This is a genomic window from Shinella sp. WSJ-2 (assembly GCF_003432075.1).
Taxonomy (GTDB): Bacteria; Pseudomonadota; Alphaproteobacteria; order Rhizobiales; family Rhizobiaceae; genus Shinella.
Window position 1 is genome coordinate 602,214 of record NZ_QWBU01000001.1, and the last position, 19,681, is coordinate 621,894.

A 19,681-nucleotide genomic window follows, 5' to 3' on the forward strand; every position below is an offset into this window, starting at 1 on the left:
GGGAGAACGTCCATGGACACCCAGATGCTGATCGGCGCGCGCTTCGAAGCCGGCACCGAGGCGGAAGAGCATATCCTGAACCCGAAGACCGGCGGCAAGATTGTCGATCTGCCGGAAGCCTCCTACGCGCAGATCGACGCCGCCGTCGACGCCGCCGAAAAGGCCTTCATCTCCTGGGCGACGACGACACCCGCCGAACGTTCCGGCTACCTGCTGCGCATCGCCGATGCCATCGAAAAGGACGCCGACGCCTTCGCCGCACTGGAATCGCTCAACTGCGGCAAGCCGATCAATTCCGCCCGCAATGACGAACTGCCCGCTATCGTCGACTGCTGGCGCTTCTTCGCCGGCGCCATCCGCTCGCTCAACGCCCCTGTCGCCGCTGAATACCTGCCCGGCTTCACCTCCATGGTACGCCGCGATCCGATCGGCATCGTCGGCTCCATCGCGCCCTGGAACTATCCGCTGATGATGATGGCCTGGAAGCTGGCGCCGGCCATTGCCGGCGGCAACACGGTCGTTTTCAAACCCTCCGAGCAGACGCCGCTGACGGCGCTGAAGATGGCAAAGCTGCTCGCCGACATTCTTCCCGAGGGCGTGGTCAACATCGTGCTCGGTCGCGGCGAGACGGTCGGCAATGCGCTGATCAACCATCCGAAGATCAACATGGTGTCGATCACCGGCGACGTCGCAACCGGCAAAAAGGTGCTGGCCGCCGCGGCGAAAACCGTCAAGCGCACCCATCTGGAACTCGGCGGCAAGGCCCCCGTCGTCGTCTTCGACGATGCCGATCTCGAAGCCGTCGTCGCCGGCATCCGCGCCTTCGGCTATTACAATGCCGGCCAGGACTGCACCGCCGCCTGCCGTATCTATGCGCAGGACGGTATATACGAAAAGCTCGTTGCCGACCTCTCGGCCGCCGTCTCCACCATCAAGTACAACGATCCGGACGACACGCTGAACGAGATCGGCCCGCTGATCTCCAAGCGTCAGCGCGACCGCGTCGCAAGCTTCGTCGAACGCGCGGCGGAGGTGAAACATATCGAGATCACCGCCGGTGGCCGCGCCGGCAGCGACGAGGGCTATTTCTTCCAGCCGACCGTCGTGGCCGGTGCGACGCAGGACGACGAGATCGTTCGCCGCGAAGTGTTCGGCCCCGTCGTCTCCGTCACGCGCTTCTCCGAAGCCGAGCAGGCGATCGCCTGGGCCAATGACAGCGACTACGGCCTCGCCTCCTCTGTCTGGACGAAGGATATCGGCAAGGCGATGAGGGCGGCGTCACGCCTGCAATATGGCTGTACCTGGATCAACACGCATTTCATGCTCACCACCGAAATGCCGCATGGCGGTGTCAAACAGTCGGGCTACGGCAAGGACATGTCGATCTATGCGCTCGAGGACTACACCGCCGTACGTCACGTTATGATCAATCACGGCTGATCCTCCCCGCCGCCCAAGAGCGCGGCCACCTTCCGGGGCGTCCTCCACGCTCCGGAACTTTTTTGCCGTTCGAGCGTCTTGTCTGCGATCAATTCGGAGGCATGACCATGCTTAAATGGGCACTGATTTTTCTCGTTATTTCGCTGATCACCGGCTTCCTCGGCTTCTCCGGCGTTTCCGCCGCCACGGCCACCGTCGCCAAGGTGCTTTTCGCGATCGCACTCATCATCTTCCTGATCTTCCTGGTGCTTGCATTGACCGCAGGCAGCCTCGTCCTCTGAGTGCAACCCATCCCTAACCACTGTTGCACCCACGCAACAGTGGCGAAATCATGACTATTATAGTCATATAATATCTTGCGGCGCGCGGAATCCTGATAAAAACGGTCATCTTATAGATCGTCCAATCAGAAAGTGATCCGCATGCAAAACCGTACCCGCACGCTGCTCCGGCTGGCGCTCGCCGGCACCTCCCTCCTGACGCTCGCCACCATGGCCGCAGCGCAGGATCAGGCGGCCCCCGCCGACAACGGCGCGACGGTTCTAGAAGAGGTCGTGGTTAACGGCGGCAGCGGCGGTGTCATCACCGCGGATGGCTATGTCGGCAAGAGCAGCGCGACGGGTGCCAAGACGGACACGCCGTTCGTCCAGACGCCCCAGTCGATCTCCTCGGTCACCAAGGACCAGCTGGAAGACCGCAAGCCGCAGAACCTGCTCGACGCAGTCGCCTACACGCCCGGTGTGCGGGTCGGCGGCTATGGCTTCGATCCGCGCTTCGACAGCTTCACGCTGCGCGGCTTCGACATGACCTATATCGGCATCTTCCGCGACAACCTGCGCCAGCCCGGCGCCGGATCCTCGCTGTTCAAGACCGAGCCCTATGGTCTGGAAGGTGTGTCGATCCTGCGCGGCCCGTCCTCGGCGCTTTACGGCCCGGCCGGCGCCGGCGGCCTTTACAACCTCATCAGCAAGCGGCCGACGGAAGAGGCTCTTCGCGAGGTGGAGGCCCAGTACGGCACCCACAACCGCTACCAGGGCCAGTTCGACGTTTCCGGACCGATCAATGAGGAAGACCCATTCTACTATCGCCTGACAGGCTTGTTGCGCAGCTCCGACACCGAGCAAGTCGGCGTTCCCGACGACCGCGCCTATATCGCGCCGGCCTTTACCTGGAAGCCGGACGAAGACACCAAGCTGACCATCCTGGGCGAATATTCCCGCACCAAGACCGGCGGCACAGCGGCCTACTATTTCGACGGCACCGAGGTCAGCGACTTCTTCGCCGGCAACCCTGACTTCAACGATTCCATCCAGAACCAGGGCCGCATCGGCTACGAGTTCGAGCATCGCCTGAACGACACCTTCGTCTTCCGCCAGAACGCGCGCGCCTCGTGGCTGAATGTCGATGCAGACTGGGCCTTCGCCTACCAGCCGAATGCCGTCGACCCCACACTGCTCGACAGCAGCGCCGGTAGCTTCGAGGAATGGCTGAACACCTATACGGTCGACAACCAGCTCGAAGCGACGTTCGACACCGGTGCGCTTGAGCATACCGTGATCACCGGCGTCGACTTCACAAAAATCTATTGGAAGTCGCTCAACGGCTACGGCTCCACGCCGCCGCTCGACACAAAGAACCCGACGGACGGCCGACCGACCGATCCGATCGCCTTCCAGACGAAGAGCGTACAGGACCAGCTTATCACCGGCGTCTATCTGCAGGACCAGATCCGCTACGACGCCCTCACCTTCACGCTGGGCGGCCGCTACGACTGGGTTTCGACGGATACCGACAACACGGATCTCGCCTCCGGCGCCGTGGATACCATCAACCAGAAGGACCGCGCCTTTACCTGGCGTGCGGGCGTGACCTACGAAACGCCATGGGGCATCACACCCTACGCCACCTACTCGACCGCCTTCTCGCCCAATGCCGGCGTCAACCAGGCAACCGGCAATCCGTTCAAGGCCACGGAAAGCGAGCAGGAAGAAGTGGGGGTCAAGTACCTGCTGCCCGACAGCAACACGCTGCTCACGGCCGCGCTTTTCAACATCGACCAATCGAACAGCCTCTACTATGAAGTCGTCGAGCTTCCGGACGGCCCGGCGAACATCCAGGTGCAGCGTGGCGAAATCCGCTCGCGCGGCTTCGAATTCGAGGCGAACACGTCGCTCGACAACGGCCTCTCGCTAATTGCGTCCTATACCTACACGCAGACCGAGATCCTCGACGGCCCGACCGGCACGGTCGGCAACGAAGTGTCCTCCGTACCGCGCCACATGGCCTCGCTCTGGGCACATTACGACCTGCCGGAAGATGGGCCGTTCAACGGTCTTGGCCTGGGTGCGGGCGTCCGCTTCCTCGGCGCAAGCTATGGCGACGATGCCAATATCAACAAGAACAAGTCCCGCGCCCTCGTCGATGCCGCGATCGACTTCGATTTCGCGGCCATTGACAAGGATTACGAAGGCCTGAAGCTCCAGGTCAATGCGACGAACCTGTTCAACCGGCAGGACTCCGTCTGCTCGGCCGGCTATTGCTACCGCGACCGGGGCCGCACGGTCATCGGCAGCCTGAAATATTCGTGGTAAACCCTTGACGACGCTCTCCACAGGGGATCGCGAGACTGCCTTCAGGCCCGATGGCCTGAAGGCAGTCTTTACCGGCGAACATGCCTGGTGCGGCGAGAAGATGATGCTCTCGTCGAACCTCGAGGGCGCCTTGCCGCTTGCCGAGTTCCTGACGGGAAGCGGCTTCTCCGAAACGCTCGACCGTTTCGCCGCAGGCTATGGCAATGCGGATCGGCGGGCGGCCGCCTCCTTTTGGTCGCTCTACTACTTCTCCACCCTGACCATCCCCTATATCATCGCACGCCGGGCTGAGCGCACGCTGCCGATCAGCTTCGACCAGATGACCATCGCCATCGGCGACGACGGCCTGCCGCGTGCCTTCGGCCTGCCGCATGAGGGAGACTGGAGCGAGGGCGACGATCTCGTCGGCTTCATCACCCCGCTGGTCGATGCGCATCTCGCCCGCGCCGTGGCGCTGCTCAAGGAAAAATCGGGCATCGCGCCAAAACTCGCCTGGAACAATGCGGCCGTCTATATCGACTATGCCTTCAACGTGACGGACCGTGCGCCGCCCGAGGGCGACGATCCCTGGCCATCACGCCCGCTCTTCGACTGCCCGCTGCTTTCCGATGGCAGCCGCAATCCCTTCCATGGCTGCCTGCGCCACGAACTCCACGCCGGCACCACGCAGTGTCGCCGAAAGGTCTGCTGCCTGCGCTACATGCTGCCGGGCATTCCCGGCTGCGGTGAACTCTGCGCCCTGCCTGAACTGAGAAAACAATGACCATGCGCCTCTTCGCCCTCCTCGCCGCCGTCTTCCTGCTGGTTGCCGCCCTGCCGCTTCGGGCTGAGGTGCAGTACCCGCTCACCGTCAAGGATGCACTCGGTCGCGACGTCACCATTCCGGCGCAGCCGAAAGCGATCCTGCTCGGCAGCGGCTTCAATCTGGTGGCACTGTCGCTGATCCACCCCGATCCGGTGAGCCTGCTTGCCGGCTGGGCCAGCGACATGAAGGGCGACAACCCAGAAATCTATGCCCGTTTCAAGGACAAGTTCCCCGCCATCGAACAGGTGCCGATCATCGGCGACGGCATCACCATGTCCTTCGAGGCGACCCTGTCGCTGAAGGCCGATCTCGCCATCCTCGCCAACTGGCAGGCCGAAACCGAACTCGGCAAGCAGGCAATCGGCTATCTCGAACAGACCGGCGTTCCCGTCGTCGTGGTGGATTTCAACAGCGATGCGCTGAACAACACCGCCGGCAATATGCGCCTGCTCGGCAAGGTGCTGAACCGCGCGGAGCAGGCCAACGCCTTCGCCGACTTCTACGACGCCCGCGTCAAACGCATCCGCGACCGCGTGGCAGACCATCCCGAGCCCGGCCCGAGCGTGCTGATGGATGCCTTCCCGAACCCGGAAAAGTGCTGCTACGCCTATGGCACCGGCGGCCTCGGCGCCTTCATCGCCATCACGGGCAGCCGCAACATCGCCGAAAGCCTGCCGGCGCAGGGCGGTATCGTCAATCTGGAATTCATCGTCGCGGCGGAGCCGGACGTCTATATCGCGACGGCCTCGCCGGGCGGCACCTACAGCACCTTCTCCGTCGGCCCCGGTGTGGATCCCGCCGAAGCGCGCGAGACGCTCGGCCGCGCCGTGAAGGGCCCCATGCTGTCAGGCCTGAAGGCCGTGAAGGAGGAGCGCGTCTACGGCCTCTGGAACTTCTTCAACGCCGTGCCGCTTAACATTCTCGCCGCCGAAGCCTTCGCCCACTGGCTGCGCCCGGACATTTTCGCCGATGTCGATCCCGATGCAACGCTGAAGGAAATCAACGAACGTTTCGCCGCCGTTCCCTTCGACGGCGCCTATTGGATCGCGCTCAAGCCGAATTGAACCGGTTCGCCCTTTCGGCGACCCGCCGCGCAGGCTATATCATGCCCAGGAGGACTTGAATGATCTGGGCATTTGCGGTTGCGGCAGCGGCCATTCTTTATCTCGCACTGCGCTTCCGGCGGTTTCAGAGCTGGGTCGAGCCCGTCCTCACCATCGTCGTGGCCATCGGCTTGGCCGCCGCCCTGCTGATCTGGTTCGTGGAGGACCGTGGCCCATCCGGGACGGTTGCGACCCCCACCGCCGAAACCCCGGTACTATCGGCCGATGTCATCACCCTCTCGGAAATGCAGGCGACTGTCGGCCAACCGAAGACCAGCTACCGCGTCACCGGCCAGGTGACGAACAGCGGCACGGTTCCGTTGCAATCCTTCTGGCTGGACGTGGTGCTCTCTGATTGCCCCGCCGGCACCTGCCGCGAGGTCGGCCGCGACGATGCGCTCATCGTGCTGCGCGTGCTGCCGGGGGAAAGCGCCGATTTCTCGACCTTCGCCGTCTTCCCCGGCAGCGATCTCACGCCTATCACCGCGCCGAAATTCGACTACGGCATCAGGAACGTGCGCGCCCTCACCCGCTAAAGTGCCGCCAGGACGTCAGCGGTCTTGAGCACCGTGGCGAATTCGTGCCGCAGGGTCGCGACATGGGTACGGTGGACATCACGCGCCGCAATCGTGCCGCCGGCACCATCCGGCAGGTCGAAGCAGTCGCAGGCATCCTCCACGAGCAGAACACGATAGCCCATATTGGCGCCGACGCGCACGCTGGTCGACACGCACATATCCGTCGAAATACCGAACAGCACGACCGTATCGACGCCGAGGCGGCGCAGGCGCAGATCGAGATCCGTGCCGATGAAGGCGGCATTGACGCTCTTGCGCACAAGCGGCTCGTCTGCCTGCGGCTCGAAGCCCGGGCGTAGCGCGTTACCGGGGTTTTCACGGCGCAGCGTAGAGTTCGGTTCAGTGCTGTCGTGGCAGACATGGATGACCGGCCGGCCGGCGCCGCGCCAGGCAGCGAGCAAGGCGAGGCCATTCTCGTCCAGCCGGTCGTTCCAGCGCGACGCCCAGGGCACGGCATCGAAAGCCTGCTGCATGTCGATCGGGATCAGGACGGCATTGTGCGGAAGGGTCTGCATCGGTTTCTCCTTGAAGCGATATCCGACGAATAGTTGCTTTTCCGTCCGGTTTCGCGCAGCAAGGAGACGGAGTGCCGGACAATCGTCCGGCCAAGGGAGAATTTTCCGGATGAACGAGCTTGACGAGAAGGACAGATTGCTCATCGCAGCACTTCGCGCCGATGCCCGCCAGAGCCTCGTGGAACTTGCGCACCACACCGGTCTCTCGCGCAGCGCCGTGCATGAGCGCATCCGGCGTCTGGAGGCGAAGGGCGTTATCGCCGGTTATACGGTGAAGCTCGGTATCGACAGAGACCGTGCCGGCGTGGAGGCGCTGATCGCCGTCGGCTTCCAGCAGGGCCGCAACTGCGATCATGTCGTGCCGCATCTCACCGGCATTCCCAATGTCGTGACCTGCTGGTCGCTTGCCGGGCCGACGGATCTGATGCTGCTCGTCGAATGCACGTCCAACGCCGAACTCGACACGGTGCGCCGCCAGATCGCGACGACGCCGGGCATCGCGAGCGTGCAAACGCATGTCTCGCTGCGCACCCATTTCGACCGTCGGGTCGGCTAATCAAAACAAAGGGATGGAGCGTGCCCGTGAATCAATACACGAGAGCGCTCACCCATTCTTTCAGAAATAGATCTTGAACTTCTCGCGTACCGCCTGGTCCGTCGCGAAGTCGAAGAGCGGTCCGCCGGCCTCGGAGAGGATGCGGTTCTTGCGCTCGATGGCCTTCTGCACGAGGTCCGGACGGCCGATCTCGGCCCATTCCTTCGGGCTCGTGCGGTCGGCGACGGCGGGATAGACATATTCCGTCTGCATCAGCGACAGCGTCTGCGGATCGCCGAGATAGTGGCCGGGTCCGTCGAGGCAGACGGAGCGCATCGTCTCCAGCGAAACGGAATCCTCGGTGACGTCGATGCCGCGGACGCAGCGCTGCACCTGGCCGAGAAGATCATCGCCCAGCACGAGGCTTTCCAGGCAGAAGCCGAGCAGCGAGGCATGCATGCCGACGGATTCATAGACCATGTTGAGCCCCGAAAGGCCGGCCATGACGTTGGAGATCGCCTGTTCCCAGCCGGCCTGCATATCCGGCAGCTTCGAGTCCGCAATGCCGGCAGCGGCACCGCCCGGCAGGCCGTAGAACTGGTGCATCTGCGCGCAGCCGGCCGTCAGCAGCGCCTGCTCGCCCGACCCGCCAGACATGGCGCCGGTGCGCAGGTCCGAGACGAAGGGCCAGGTGCCGAAGATCGCCGGATGGCCGGGGGCCATGGCATTGACATAGACGACGCCCGCCAGGCATTCCGCGACGGCCTGCACGATGGCCGTGGCGAGCGGTGCCGGCGCCGTAGCACCCGCCTGCCCGGCCGAGAGCAGCAGGATTGGCATGCCGGCCCGGATGCAGGCCTCCATGGTGATGCAGCTCTCTTCGGCGAATTTCATCGGCGGTACGACGAAGCAGTTGGAATTCGAGACGAAGGGCCGCGCCCGCCACTTGTCCTCGCCGCCCGCCATCATGTGGATGAGATCGAAGCAGCCGGCGACATGCGAGGGATCGGAGAAGCTGGTTCCGACATGTTTGGAGGTGCCGGCGCAGCAGCCGTAAAGCGTGTTGATGTCCATCAGGAAATTGTCGGCCACGTCACGGCAGACCATCGCGCGCTGGAAGAAATGGATGTTGTCGAGATGGTGGACGAGCTGCGCGGCGTTGAAGAGGTCCTTGGCCGTCGACTCGCGGTATTCCCGCTTCTCGACATCGACGATATGCACGGCAGCACCCGCCGTGCCGTAATAGACGCGAGTGCCCGACAGTTCGAGATCGTATTTCGGATCGCGGCCATGCAGCGTGATATCCCGCGCCGCGATGGCCAGCATGTCCTCCACCAGCGCACGCGGGAAACGCAGGCGCCCGTCCTCGCCGAGAATGGCGCCGGCGCGGGTCATGATCTCAATGCCGGATTTCGGCGCATTGGCGAGGCCGATATTTTCCAGCGCATCGAGGGCCGCCTCATGGATGCGGCGCACATTCGCCTCCGTCAGCGGCCGGTACTGGCCGCCGGGCAGGCCCGGACGGATAGGGCGGACGTTTTCCGCAAGCGGCGCGGCACGCATGGCGACACGGGCGGCGCGGCCGCCGGCACGGCGGGAGGACAAGGTTGCTGCTTCACTCATGATCCGTCTCCCCCGCTCCCGCGGCAAGCATTCTGTTGATGAGATCCCCCGACGCGGCGGCGGACAATTTGGCGAAACTGCCATCCTTGATGATGGCGTCCATCTGTTCGGCGATGGCGGCGTGGGTGACGCGGGCGATCATCGAGCCGAGCGAAATGCGGCGCACGCCGATGGCGGCGAGTTCAGGCACGGTCAGCTGGCGCAGCGGCCCCGCGGCCAGCGCATTGACGGGCGCCGACACCGACTGCACGATGCGGCGCAACTCCGCCTCGCCCGGCGGCACCGGCACATAAACGAGATCGGCACCCGCCTTCTCGAAGGCCTGGATACGGCGGATCGCCTCGTCGAGATCATAGACGCCGTTCATCACGCCATCGGCGCGGGCACAGAGAATGAAGGGGCGACCCAGCGAGCGGGCGGCATCGGCAGCAGCACGGATGCGCTCGACGGCAAGATCGAACGCATAGGCCGGGTTGCCGTCGACCATCTGCGTGTCTTCGATCGAGCAGCCGGACAAGCCGACCTCGGCAGCAAGCCGGATCGTCTCGGCAACATCATCGGGCGCATCGGCAAAGCCGTTCTCGAAATCGCCGGAGACGGGAAGCGGCGTGGCGCGCACGATGTCTTCCGCGTGCCTCAAGGATTCCTCTCGCGTCACGCGGCCCATATCCGGCCGGCCGAGTGTGAAGGCGAAACCGGCCGAGGTGGTGGCGAGCGCCACGGCGCCCGAGGCCGCCATCATGCGGGCGGAACCGATATCCCAGGGGTTCGGGATGACGAAGCAGCCCGACTCATGCAGGTCGTGAAACCGCTGGTGGCGCGCGGCGAGATCGGTCATGCCCGCACCCTCTCCGATTTCGGATCATACATCGGCACGAGCGAGGCTTCCGCCTTCACCCGCGTGCCGGCGATCTCGACCTCATAGCTCGAAGCCAGCACATCCGCTTCGCTCTCACCCGCGCAAGGCACATAGCCCATGCCGATGGCGCCACCGAGGAAGTGGCCGTAGTTGCCCGAGGTGATGGTCGAGACGATCTTGCCGTCGCGCACCAGCGCCTCGTTGTGGAAGAGCAGCGGCTCGGCATCGGTAAGCCTGAACTGCACCATGCGGCGCTTCAGGCCCTCCTCTTCCTTGCGCAGCACCGCATCGCGACCGATGAAATCGCCCTTCCTGGTGCGCACGGCAAAGCCGAGACCGGCCTCCAGCACATGGTCCTCGTCGGTGATGTCGTGGCCGAAATGGCGGAAGGCCTTTTCGATACGGCACGAGTCGAGCGTGTGCAGGCCGCAGAGCTTGAGGCCGACATCCGCGCCCGCCTCCTCCAGCGCCTCGAAGACATGGGCGGTCTGTTCGGTGGAGACATAGAGCTCCCAGCCGAGCTCGCCGACATAAGTGACGCGGTGCGCGCGGGCGAGGCCCATGCCGATCTCGATCTCCCGCGCGGTGGCGAAGGGGTGTGCGGCATTGGAGAAATCGTTCGGGCTGACCTTCTGCATGAGATCACGCGCCTTCGGCCCCATGACGCAAAGTACGCTCTCAGCCGCCGTCACATCGGTGATGACGACGAACTCGTCCTGCAAGTGCTTGCGCAGCCAGGCAAGGTCGCGCTGCAGCGTCGCACCGGGAACGACGAGGAAGAAGGCCGTTTCCGAGAGACGCGTCACCGTCAGGTCGCTCTCGATGCCGCCACGGGCGTTGAGCATCTGCGTATAGACGATCTTGCCGGGGGCCACGTCCATCTGGTTGGCGCAGAGCTTTTGCAGGAAGGCCAGCGCATCGCGGCCTTCGACACGGATCTTGCCGAAGGAGGTCATGTCGAACAGGCCGACGCCGTTGCGGACGGCCAGGTGCTCTTGCCTCTGGTTGTCGAACCAGTTCTGCCGCTTCCAGGAATAGCGGTATTCCCGCTCCTGCCCTTCCTTGGCGAACCAGTTGGCGCGCTCCCAGCCGGCGACTTCGCCGAAGACGGCGCCACGCGCCTTGAGGTGCTCATGCAGCGGCGAGCGGCGCACGCCACGGGCCGTCGCCATCTGGCGATAGGGGAAATGGTCGGCATAGAGCAGGCCGAGCGTTTCGGAGACGCGGTCTTTCAGATAGGTGCGGTTGCGCTGGAAGGGCTGGGCGCGGCGGATATCGACCTCCCAGAGATCGAAGGGCGGCTCGCCGTCGTTCATCCACTGCGCCAGCGCCATGCCGGCGCCACCGGAGGAGACGATGCCGATGGAATTGTAGCCGGCGGCAACCCAGTACCCTTTGAGCTGCGGCGCTTCGCCGAGATAGTAGCGGTCGTCGGGCGTGAAGCTTTCCGGGCCGTTGAAGAAGGTGTGGATGCCGGCCGTCTCCAGCATCGGCATGCGATTGATGGCGTTTTCGAGGATCGGCTGGAAGTGATCGAAATCCTCCGGCAGCTGGTCGAAGCAGAAGTCTTCCGAAATGCCGTCCATGCCCCAGGGCTTGGCTTTCAGCTCGAAAGCGCCGATCAGCATCTTGCCGGCATCTTCCTTGTAATAGGTGCACTCGTCGGGCACGCGCAGCACCGGCAGGCGCGTGAGGTTCGGGATCGGCTCGGTGACGATGTAAAAATGTTCGCAGGCATGCAGCGGCAGCGTCACGCCGGACATATCGGCCAGCGTTCGGCCCCACATGCCGGCGGCATTGACGACATTCTCCGTCTCGATGGTGAAGGTCTCACCGTTCTGCTCGCAGGTGACGCCCGTGACGCGGCCGTCCTTGGTGACGACGGAGGTGACCTTCACGCCTTCGATGACAGTCGCGCCGTTCTGCCGCGCGCCCTTCGCCAAGGCCATCGCGATGTTGGCCGGATCGCACTGGCCGTCGAGCGGCAGATGCACTGCCGCCTTCACATCCGCCGTGTTGAGGTGCGGATACATCGCCTTCACCTCATCGACGCTGATCTCGCGCACATCCACATCGAAGGCGCGGGCAAGCGAGGCCTGGCGGTAGATCTCTTCCTTGCGCTCCTCGGTCAGCGCCACCGTCATGGAGCCACACTGGCGCATGCCGGTGCCGATGCCGGTCTCGGCTTCGAGCTTGGTGTAGAGATCGGCCGAATATTTGGCGAGCCGCGTCATGTTCTGCGAGGCGCGCAGCTGGCCGATGAGGCCCGCGGCATGCCACGTCGTGCCCGACGTCAGCTGCTTGCGCTCCAGAAGCACCACATCCGTCCAGCCAAGCTTGGCCAGGTGATAAGCGACCGAACAACCGGACACGCCACCGCCGATGATGACGGCTCTCGCCTTGGAGGGAATGGGCTTGCTCATGCGCGCAGTCTTTCATTGTTCGGGTCGAAGAGAGGGCCATCGGGCTGGACGGTCGCCTTGAAACGGTCGCCGTAGATTTCCACCTCGATTTCCGTGCCCGGCACAGCGAGGTCGGCTTTCAGCATGCCGAGCGCGATGGACTTTCCGACGCGGTAGCCCCAGTTGCCGGAGGTCGTCTCGCCGACCACCTTGCCGCCGTGCCAGAGCGTCGACATGTAGGGCGCATCGCACTCGCCGGCATCCACCGTCAGCGTGACGAAACGCTTGGTGACGCCCTGCTGCTTCTCGCGCTCCAGCGCCGCCTTGCCCTTGAAATCGGGCTTCGCCCAATCGACGAAACGGTCAAGGCCCCCTTGCAGGATCGTGTAGTCGGTCGAGAGATCGCCCTTCCAGGCGCGATAGCTCTTTTCGATGCGCAGGCTGTCCAGCGCCTCCATGCCGAAGGGCTTCAGGCCATGCTTCTGGCCGGCGGCCCAGACGGCATCAAAAATCGCGGGGGTATCCTCGACCTTCGTGTGGATTTCCCAGCCGAGTTCGCCGGCAAAGGAGACGCGCACCAGCTGGCACCAGCGGCCGGCAATCTGGCAGCTCTGATGCGTCAGCCAGCCCTTGGAAAGGTCGGCATCGGTGACATCGGCGAGAATGGCGCGAGAGTTCGGACCGGACAGGATCTGGCAGGAGAAGCTTTCCGTCACATCATCGATTGTGAAGGCGGCGTCCTTCGGCAGGTGCTTTTGCAGCCACTCGAAATCATGCCACTGGGCAGTCGCGGCGGTGATGAGGAAGAAGAAATCCTCATCCAGCATCATGACCGACATTTCCGTGACGATGCGGCCCTTGTCGTCGGAGAAATAGGCAAGGCCGATGCGGCCGGGCTTCGGCACCTTGCCGGTGATGAGCGAGGACAGCCACGCCGTCGCCCCCTCGCCCTTCACGCGGAAGCGCGAGAAGCCGGGAAGGTCGAGAATGCCGGCGGCCTCGGTGACGGCGCGGCACTCCGCCTCAATGCGCGGCCGCCACGGCCCCTCGCGGTTCCAGGTCTGGGTCGACTGCTCCGAGAGATCATCGCCCGGCGCCGCATACCAATTGGCGCGCTCCCAGCCGTTATAGGGCTTGAACTGCGCACCCAGCGCCTTGATGCGGTCATGGATCGGCGAGAGCTTCCGGTCACGCCCGGCCGGCCAAGCGTGCTTGGGAAAATGCATGGCATATTCGTGGCCGTAGATTTCCATGCCCTTGGCGACGCAATAGTCCTTGTCAGCGGCAAAGGCCGTGTATCGGCGTGGGTCACAGGACCACATGTCCCATTCCGTCTCGCCCTCGGTCACCCATTCGGCCAGCACCTTGCCCGCGCCACCGGCCTGGCAGATGCCGAAGGTGAAGACACAGGCCTCATAGGCGTTCGGCACGCCTGGCATCGGGCCGATGAGCGGGTTGCCATCAGGCGCATAGGGAATGGGGCCGTTGATCATGCGCGACAGGCCGGCCGTGCCGAGGATCGGCACGCGCTCGACGGCGTCGTTCAGATACCATTCGAGGCGGTCGAGATCGTCGGGGAACAGCTGGAACGAGAAATCGTCCGGCATCGGATCATCAGGCGTCACCCAATGCGCCTTGCAGTTCCGTTCATAGGGGCCGAGATTCATGCCCGTCTTTTCCTGACGGAGGTAATAGGAACTGTCGACGTCACGCAGCAGCGGCAGCTTGTGGCCGGCCTCGCGCGACCAGGCGGCCAGCTCCGGAATTTCCTCGAACAGCATGTATTGATGGCTCATCACCATCATCGGCACGTCGCGGCCGAACCATTTGCCGACCTCGCGGGCATAGTAGCCGGCGGCGTTGACCACCTTCTCGCAACGGATCTCGCCCTGCGGCGTGGAGATCACCCATTCGTCGCCCTCGCGGCGCGCGCCGGTGGCCGGGCAGAACCGGAAGATTTTTGCCCCCATGTCGCGCGCGCCCTTGGCGAGCGCCTGGGTCAGCTGCGCCGGATCGATATCGCCGTCATAGGGATCGTAGAGCGCGCCGGTCAGGTCATGGGTTTCGAGGAAGGGATATTTCGAGCGCATCTCGTCGGGCGAGAGGATATCGAGATCCATGCCCTGATAGCGCCCCATGCCCACGACGCGCTTGAACTCCTGCAGCCGCTCCTTCGAGTGGCCAAGGCGGATCGAGCCGGTGACATGGTAATTCATGGGGTAATCGACGAGGTCGCCCAACTCGCGATAAAGCGACGCTGAATAGCGCTGCATGTTCATGAGAGACCAGGAGGACGAGAAGGTCGGCACATTGCCGGCCGCATGCCAAGTGGAGCCCGCCGTCAGCTCATTCTTTTCGAGCAGCACGCAATCCGTCCAGCCGGCCTTGGCCAGATGATACAGCGCCGACGCGCCCACGGCGCCTCCGCCGATGATGACGACACGGGCATGGCTTGGCAGTACGGACATTCTCTTCCCCTTGGTTGCCCCGGATTTGTGGCAATCAAAGCGACAGGCGGCAAGCGGGCGGAATTCGCTTTATTAATCGATGATACCGATTACACTTCCGCCAAATATTTGGGAAATCGCGGCGCATTCATGCAAATCGTTCTGATTGAGACATTCCTCGACCTGATGGAAACCCGCAACTTCAACCGCACGGCGGAGCGGCTGAACATCACACAATCGACGGTCACCCATCGTATCAATGCGCTGGAGGCGCTGTTTGCGCGAAAACTCTTTGCCCGCAACAAGGGTGGCACGCAGCCGACAGCCGCCGGCCTGCGCTTTCTCGACCACGCGAAAGCCCTTCAACATCAATGGCATGAAGCGACACGCGCGGTGGAGACGGCCGGCGCCTATGAACGCTCGATGCGCATCGGCCTGCAGCACGATCTGGCCGCCCATTATGCCGGCGACTGGCTGGCCGCCGTGCGTCGGGAGTTGCCGGCCACCTCCATCTATCTGGAGGTCGATTATTCCGGCCAGATGAACCGCGACCTGGGCGCCGGCGACCTCGATCTCGCCATCCTCTTCACGCCGCACTACCTGCCCGACCTGCATTACGAGCGTATCGGCGATGTGCATTACGAGATGGTCAGCAACAAGGTGAGCCGCATCGAGGATGTGCGGCCAGAAGACTATATCCAGGCCGTCTATTCCCCCGCCTTCGACCGGCTGCACCGGCAGGCCCATCCCGCACTCTCCACCGCGCCGATCGCCAGCGGCGAAACGACGGCGATCCTGGCCTTGATGCAGAAACTCGGCGGCTCGGCCTTCGTGACGGAGGCAGATGCGAAGCGGCTGCTTCGAACGGGGGCCGTCAGCCGCGTGGTAGGCGCCGAACCGATCGCCCAAGCCGTTTATGCCGCCGTCAACGTGCGCACCCGCCACGCCCACCAGCACCGGCGCATCATCGCCGTGCTTCAGGCGCTCCTAGCGGCATGAACCATTGAAACCAGCGCGGGCGATGCCTATTAACGGGCAAACCCATCTCGTGAAGGAATCGCCCATGGCCGCCCGTGACCGCTATTCGCGCAAACTCGAATGCGCCATGTGCGGCAATTCCGGCTATGCCGAGGTCTCGGAAGACGACATGCCGACGCGCAAGGATCCGGACTTCAAGATTGACGCGCTCCCCACCGGCTTCCTCACCGAGCGCCCGTCGAAATATCCGGACAGGCACATGATCCGCTGCCGCTGCGGCCATATCTTCAAGTTCCAGCAGAAGACGGTCTACGCCGAAGGCGGCGAGCCGCGGCGGCGATAACCCCTCACCCCCGCCCGACGAACGGCATGTTGGTCGCCATCACCGTCATGGTCAGCACATTAGCGTCGAGCGGCAGGCTTGCCATGTAGATCACGGCATCGGCGACGTGCTTGACCGACATGGTCGGTTCGCTGGCGATTTCGCCATTCGCCTGCAACACGCCGGCATTCATCTTCGACGTCATGTCAGTGGCGGCATTGCCGATATCGATCTGCCCACAGGCAATGTCGTATTTGCGCCCGTCAAGCGCCGTCGATTTGGTGAGGCCGGTGATGGCATGTTTCGTCGCTGTGTAGGGCGCGGAATTCGGGCGCGGCGCGGTCGCTGAAATCGAGCCGTTGTTGATGATACGCCCGCCGCGCGGCGCTTGCGCCTTCATGATCCGGAAGGCGTGCTGGGTGCAGAGGAAAGCACCCGTGAGGTTGGCGGCAAGGATGCTCGACCATTCCTCGAATGGAATATCCTCCAGCAGGGCCGGCGACACATTGGAGCCGGCATTGTTGACGAGCAGATCGAGCCGGCCGAAGTCCCGCTTCACCGCATCGAAAGCCGCGGCCACATCGTCCGGCTTGCCGACATCGCAGGTGATGGCCCGAACCGCATTGCCGGTGTCGCCGGAAATATCCGCCGCCGCCTTCTCCAGCACATCTGCACGGCGGCCGGTGATGACGACCCGATATCCCTCCGCACTCAGGCCTCGCGCAATGGCAAGGCCTATGCCCGTGCCGCCGCCCGTCACCAGCGCGATCATGCCGTTGCCGGTTTTGCCCCAATCGGTCATGTCAGCCCTCCGCCGCTCTCATCCTGCTCCGTCACGCCCGGCGCGCGAAACGCGACCGTTCGGACATCCAGGCCTGAAATGGCGGAAGCGGTACGGAGCGACGGCGTAGCCGGGGCGTGCCCGTTCTACGACGTGTTTCCACGCTTGACCAGCAAGGAGGCGCGACTGTCCCGCAGGGAGCAGTCCGCCGATCTCATCATCAGGAATGCAGATGGATTCGTTCGCGGCGTTCACGCATCGCCACAAGCTCTTGTTCGATATGGATTTTCCGCGCCTCGTCGATCGCGGCTGCGATGGTCTGGCCGATCACGCGCACGCAGTGTTCTGACAGGGGCTCGGTGGCTCCATGGCATTCTGCTGCATGAATTTTGTCGAGTGCGCTGGCGAGCAGCCGCGCATAGTCTTCCGGTTTGCGACCCATATTCCCCACCTCTTTTTGATTATGGCCACATAAAACCACACAATGCGGCAAAAAGCCACATCTTTCTCTTAGAAAAATGAAAAAATATCGAAAATTCCGAAGCTTTATCGAAGCCGGAATACTGAAAAACGAAACTTTTGGGAACGATCAAGAAGCGGTCAAAAAACCTCAACCGGCGGGCGGAAATACGATCTCTGCCTGAAAACCGTCAATCCGGCCCGGCACCGGCGAGCTCAACACCAGGTTTGCCCGCATCTGCTGCAGCAGACGGTCGGCAATGGAGAGGCCAAGGCCGGAACCGGCGGCGACCGTCTTGCCGCGGGCAAACCGCTTGCGCACCGCCACTAGCTCCGTTTCGGAAAGCTGTGGCGATCCGTTGGAAATTTGCACATTTCCCTCGTCCGTTAGGTGAATCTCCACAGGCTCCCCGGCCCGCCCGTGCAACAGCGCGTTCTCGATGAGGTTCCGCAAGACGATGGCAAAAGCGTCGGCAGTTCCCTCGTAAAGGCGCGGTACGGCAAGTTTACTCGTGAAATGGATACGGTCGGCATACTCCGAGGCGCGCTGAAAGTCGGTGACCACGACGCCGACGACATCGGCAATGTCGAATGTGGTTTCCGCGACGCCGATGCCCGCTTCGGCGCGGGCAAGCTGAAGCAGCTTTTCGGTCAGCTTTGTGAGTTTTTGCAGCGAGGCCTCGATCTGCTGCGCACGAACGCGCGTCGGGCTGCCGTCGAGTTCCGAAAGCAGAAGCTGCGTCTGCGCCAGCGCGCCGGCTATGGGTGTACGCAGTTCATGCGCGCTGTTGGAGGTAAATTCCCGTTCGGAGGCGATAACCGCGCGCAGGCGCGACAGGAGCAGATTGACCGAGCGCAGGATCGGCTGAAGTTCATGCGGCAGATGCGCCGCCTCGATGGCGGCGAGATTACCGCCGTCCTTCTCGGCGATCGCCGCCCGTAGCATTTCGACCGGCGCCAGCACGCGTCGCACGGCAAACCAGACGGCGGCAATGGTGATCGGCACGATCAGCAGCACCGGCAAAAGCAGGGCAAGCGACCCCTCGCGTGTTGCCTCATCGCGCTCTTCCGCCGTGTCCTTGACCTGCACGAAGGTGACACCGTCAGCAGCCACGGCGGTATAGATGCGCCCGTCCTCGGCCTGCCAGAACCCCTCCTTCAACGGCGCTTCAAAGGGCTTGGTCGTCGCGGAATGCGAATGCAGGAGAACACGGCCCGTCAGGTCGCGCACCTGATAGGACAGATACTCATCTTCGACAGGTGCGCGCAGCGCCTCGATGCGCTGGGCCTCAGCCGGATCTTGCCGGCTTCTCAGATCATCGAGCAGCAATGGCGTCAGGCGCTCGGCCGTCTCCTGCAGAGCGCTGTCATAGATCTCGCCGAACTCGTCCTGCATGATGAGCGCCCCGAAGCCGACCGCGACGAGCCACAGCGCTGTGATGGTGATCGTGACCCACAGCATCAGCCGACCGGCGAGACTTTGGTGTCTCGGGAGCGCAGCGCGGCGTGCGTTCATGTCTTCCGTCATCGCCCAAGCCTGTAACCGATGCCTCGCAACGTCTCGACGCAATCCTTGCCGAGCTTCTTGCGCAGCCGGCTGACATAGACCTCCACCGTGTTGCTCTCGATTTCGGAGCCGAAGGCATAGAGCGCCTCCTCGATCTCGCTCTTGGAGACGATGGCCTCCGGACGGTTGGCAAGCCGGGCCAGCACGGCCCATTCCCGGCCCGAGAGATCGACCGGCTGGCCGTCGCGCAGCACTCGCCTATCGGCAAGCTGGATGGAGAGCGCACCGGTCTCCAGGATCGGGAGCGACGAGCCGGCATAGCGCCGCGCCACGGCCAGCATACGCGCACCGAGTTCGCCGAGATTGAAGGGTTTGACGAGATAGTCGTCCGCCCCGCTGTTCAGACCTTCGATCCGGTCGGAAATCTGGTCGTGAGCGGTCAGGATGATGACGGGCGTCACCGCACCGGCCCGGCGCAATTCCGTCAGCAACGTCAGCCCGCGTCCATCCGGGAGACGCAGGTCGAGCAGGATCAGATCGTAATCGACCGCCCGCGCCGCCGCTCTGCCGTCATCCAGCGTCTGCATCCAATCGACCGCATGGCCGAGACCGGCCACGTAGTCGCGCACCGCCTCGCCCAAAACGGCGTCGTCCTCGATCAAAAGAATTCTCAAGCCAGACTCCCGAAACCGGGAGCCACAATAGGCATCACACCTTTCGCCCGCAAGCACGCGTC

General features: G+C 63.6%; 18 protein-coding genes. 9 read left to right on the plus strand and 9 right to left on the minus strand.

Annotation, left to right across the window (positions count from 1 at the left end; genetic code table 11):
* Nucleotides 1-12 precede the first annotated feature (12 nt).
* The 6 genes from D0Y60_RS02895 to D0Y60_RS02920 all read left to right on the plus strand — a co-directional run bounded on the left by D0Y60_RS02895 (nt 13) and on the right by D0Y60_RS02920 (nt 6,475).
* A complete protein-coding gene (locus D0Y60_RS02895) occupies nt 13-1,440 on the plus strand; it encodes a gamma-aminobutyraldehyde dehydrogenase (protein WP_117366622.1) in 1,428 nt (475 codons plus the stop codon).
* A 107-nt stretch (nt 1,441-1,547) separates the two neighbouring features.
* Nucleotides 1,548-1,721: a DUF1328 domain-containing protein gene (locus D0Y60_RS02900; RefSeq protein WP_117367060.1), complete on the plus strand. Its 174-nt coding sequence runs from the start codon at nt 1,548-1,550 to the stop codon at nt 1,719-1,721.
* A 141-nt stretch (nt 1,722-1,862) separates the two neighbouring features.
* The gene (locus tag D0Y60_RS02905; protein WP_117366623.1) at nt 1,863-4,031 is read left to right on the plus strand and encodes a TonB-dependent siderophore receptor; all 2,169 of its coding nucleotides are present in this window, start codon (nt 1,863-1,865) and stop codon (nt 4,029-4,031) included.
* Nucleotides 4,032-4,131: 100 nt separating this feature from the next.
* Nucleotides 4,132-4,794 carry a siderophore-iron reductase FhuF gene (gene fhuF / locus D0Y60_RS02910; protein WP_117367064.1) on the plus strand — a complete coding sequence of 221 codons (663 nt, stop codon included), beginning with the start codon at nt 4,132-4,134 and terminating at the stop codon, nt 4,792-4,794.
* 2 nt (nt 4,795-4,796) lie between these two features.
* The gene (locus D0Y60_RS02915; RefSeq protein WP_117367062.1) at nt 4,797-5,900 is read left to right on the plus strand and encodes an ABC transporter substrate-binding protein; all 1,104 of its coding nucleotides are present in this window, start codon (nt 4,797-4,799) and stop codon (nt 5,898-5,900) included.
* Between the two features lie 59 nt (nt 5,901-5,959).
* Complete coding sequence (locus D0Y60_RS02920) at nt 5,960-6,475, plus strand: hypothetical protein (RefSeq protein ID WP_117366624.1); 516 nt, start codon at nt 5,960-5,962, stop codon at nt 6,473-6,475.
* Here the strand turns inward: D0Y60_RS02920 and D0Y60_RS02925 are convergent.
* Nucleotides 6,472-7,032, minus strand: a complete 561-nt coding sequence (locus D0Y60_RS02925; RefSeq protein WP_117366625.1) for a cysteine hydrolase family protein — start codon at nt 7,030-7,032, stop codon at nt 6,472-6,474. The two genes, D0Y60_RS02920 and D0Y60_RS02925, sit on opposite strands and share 4 nt — an antisense overlap.
* 109 nt (nt 7,033-7,141) lie before the next feature.
* On the opposite strand from D0Y60_RS02925, the gene D0Y60_RS02930 reads away from it, so the two are divergent.
* On the plus strand, nt 7,142-7,588 hold the full coding sequence (locus tag D0Y60_RS02930) for an Lrp/AsnC family transcriptional regulator (protein ID WP_117366626.1): 447 nt from the start codon (nt 7,142-7,144) through the stop codon (nt 7,586-7,588).
* A 60-nt stretch (nt 7,589-7,648) separates the two neighbouring features.
* Here D0Y60_RS02930 and D0Y60_RS02935 read toward each other — a convergent pair whose 3' ends face one another.
* Genes D0Y60_RS02935 through D0Y60_RS02950 form a run of 4 tightly spaced genes read right to left on the minus strand, consistent with a single transcriptional unit; the run spans nt 7,649 to nt 14,919 of the window.
* Nucleotides 7,649-9,190: a trimethylamine methyltransferase family protein gene (locus D0Y60_RS02935; RefSeq protein ID WP_117366627.1), complete on the minus strand. Its 1,542-nt coding sequence runs from the start codon at nt 9,188-9,190 to the stop codon at nt 7,649-7,651.
* A complete protein-coding gene (locus D0Y60_RS02940) occupies nt 9,183-10,028 on the minus strand; it encodes an isocitrate lyase/phosphoenolpyruvate mutase family protein (protein ID WP_117366628.1) in 846 nt (281 codons plus the stop codon). The genes D0Y60_RS02935 and D0Y60_RS02940 overlap by 8 nt, the downstream gene beginning before the upstream one ends.
* Nucleotides 10,025-12,472, minus strand: a complete 2,448-nt coding sequence (locus tag D0Y60_RS02945; RefSeq protein WP_117366629.1) for an FAD-dependent oxidoreductase — start codon at nt 12,470-12,472, stop codon at nt 10,025-10,027. The genes D0Y60_RS02940 and D0Y60_RS02945 overlap by 4 nt, the downstream gene beginning before the upstream one ends.
* Nucleotides 12,469-14,919 (minus strand): FAD-dependent oxidoreductase, encoded by a 2,451-nt coding sequence (locus D0Y60_RS02950; RefSeq protein WP_117366630.1) that lies wholly within the window; start codon nt 14,917-14,919, stop codon nt 12,469-12,471. The genes D0Y60_RS02945 and D0Y60_RS02950 overlap by 4 nt, the downstream gene beginning before the upstream one ends.
* Nucleotides 14,920-15,048: 129 nt before the next feature.
* Between D0Y60_RS02950 and D0Y60_RS02955 the strand changes: the two genes are divergently transcribed.
* Nucleotides 15,049-15,897: a LysR family transcriptional regulator gene (locus D0Y60_RS02955; protein WP_117366631.1), complete on the plus strand. Its 849-nt coding sequence runs from the start codon at nt 15,049-15,051 to the stop codon at nt 15,895-15,897.
* 64 nt (nt 15,898-15,961) lie between these two features.
* The gene (locus D0Y60_RS02960) at nt 15,962-16,219 is read left to right on the plus strand and encodes a hypothetical protein (protein ID WP_117366632.1); all 258 of its coding nucleotides are present in this window, start codon (nt 15,962-15,964) and stop codon (nt 16,217-16,219) included.
* 4 nt (nt 16,220-16,223) lie between these two features.
* Here D0Y60_RS02960 and D0Y60_RS02965 read toward each other — a convergent pair whose 3' ends face one another.
* The 4 genes from D0Y60_RS02965 to D0Y60_RS02980 all read right to left on the minus strand — a co-directional run bounded on the left by D0Y60_RS02965 (nt 16,224) and on the right by D0Y60_RS02980 (nt 19,619).
* Nucleotides 16,224-17,000, minus strand: a complete 777-nt coding sequence (locus D0Y60_RS02965; protein ID WP_117366633.1) for an SDR family oxidoreductase — start codon at nt 16,998-17,000, stop codon at nt 16,224-16,226.
* A 199-nt stretch (nt 17,001-17,199) separates the two neighbouring features.
* A complete protein-coding gene (locus tag D0Y60_RS02970; protein ID WP_117366634.1) occupies nt 17,200-17,421 on the minus strand; it encodes a hypothetical protein in 222 nt (73 codons plus the stop codon).
* A gap of 168 nt (nt 17,422-17,589) precedes the next feature.
* Nucleotides 17,590-18,954, minus strand: coding sequence for a HAMP domain-containing sensor histidine kinase (locus D0Y60_RS02975; protein ID WP_245409069.1), 1,365 nt, complete (start codon nt 18,952-18,954; stop codon nt 17,590-17,592).
* Nucleotides 18,955-18,962: 8 nt separating this feature from the next.
* Nucleotides 18,963-19,619: a response regulator transcription factor gene (locus tag D0Y60_RS02980; protein ID WP_117366636.1), complete on the minus strand. Its 657-nt coding sequence runs from the start codon at nt 19,617-19,619 to the stop codon at nt 18,963-18,965.
* Between the last annotated feature and the right edge of the window lie 62 nt (nt 19,620-19,681).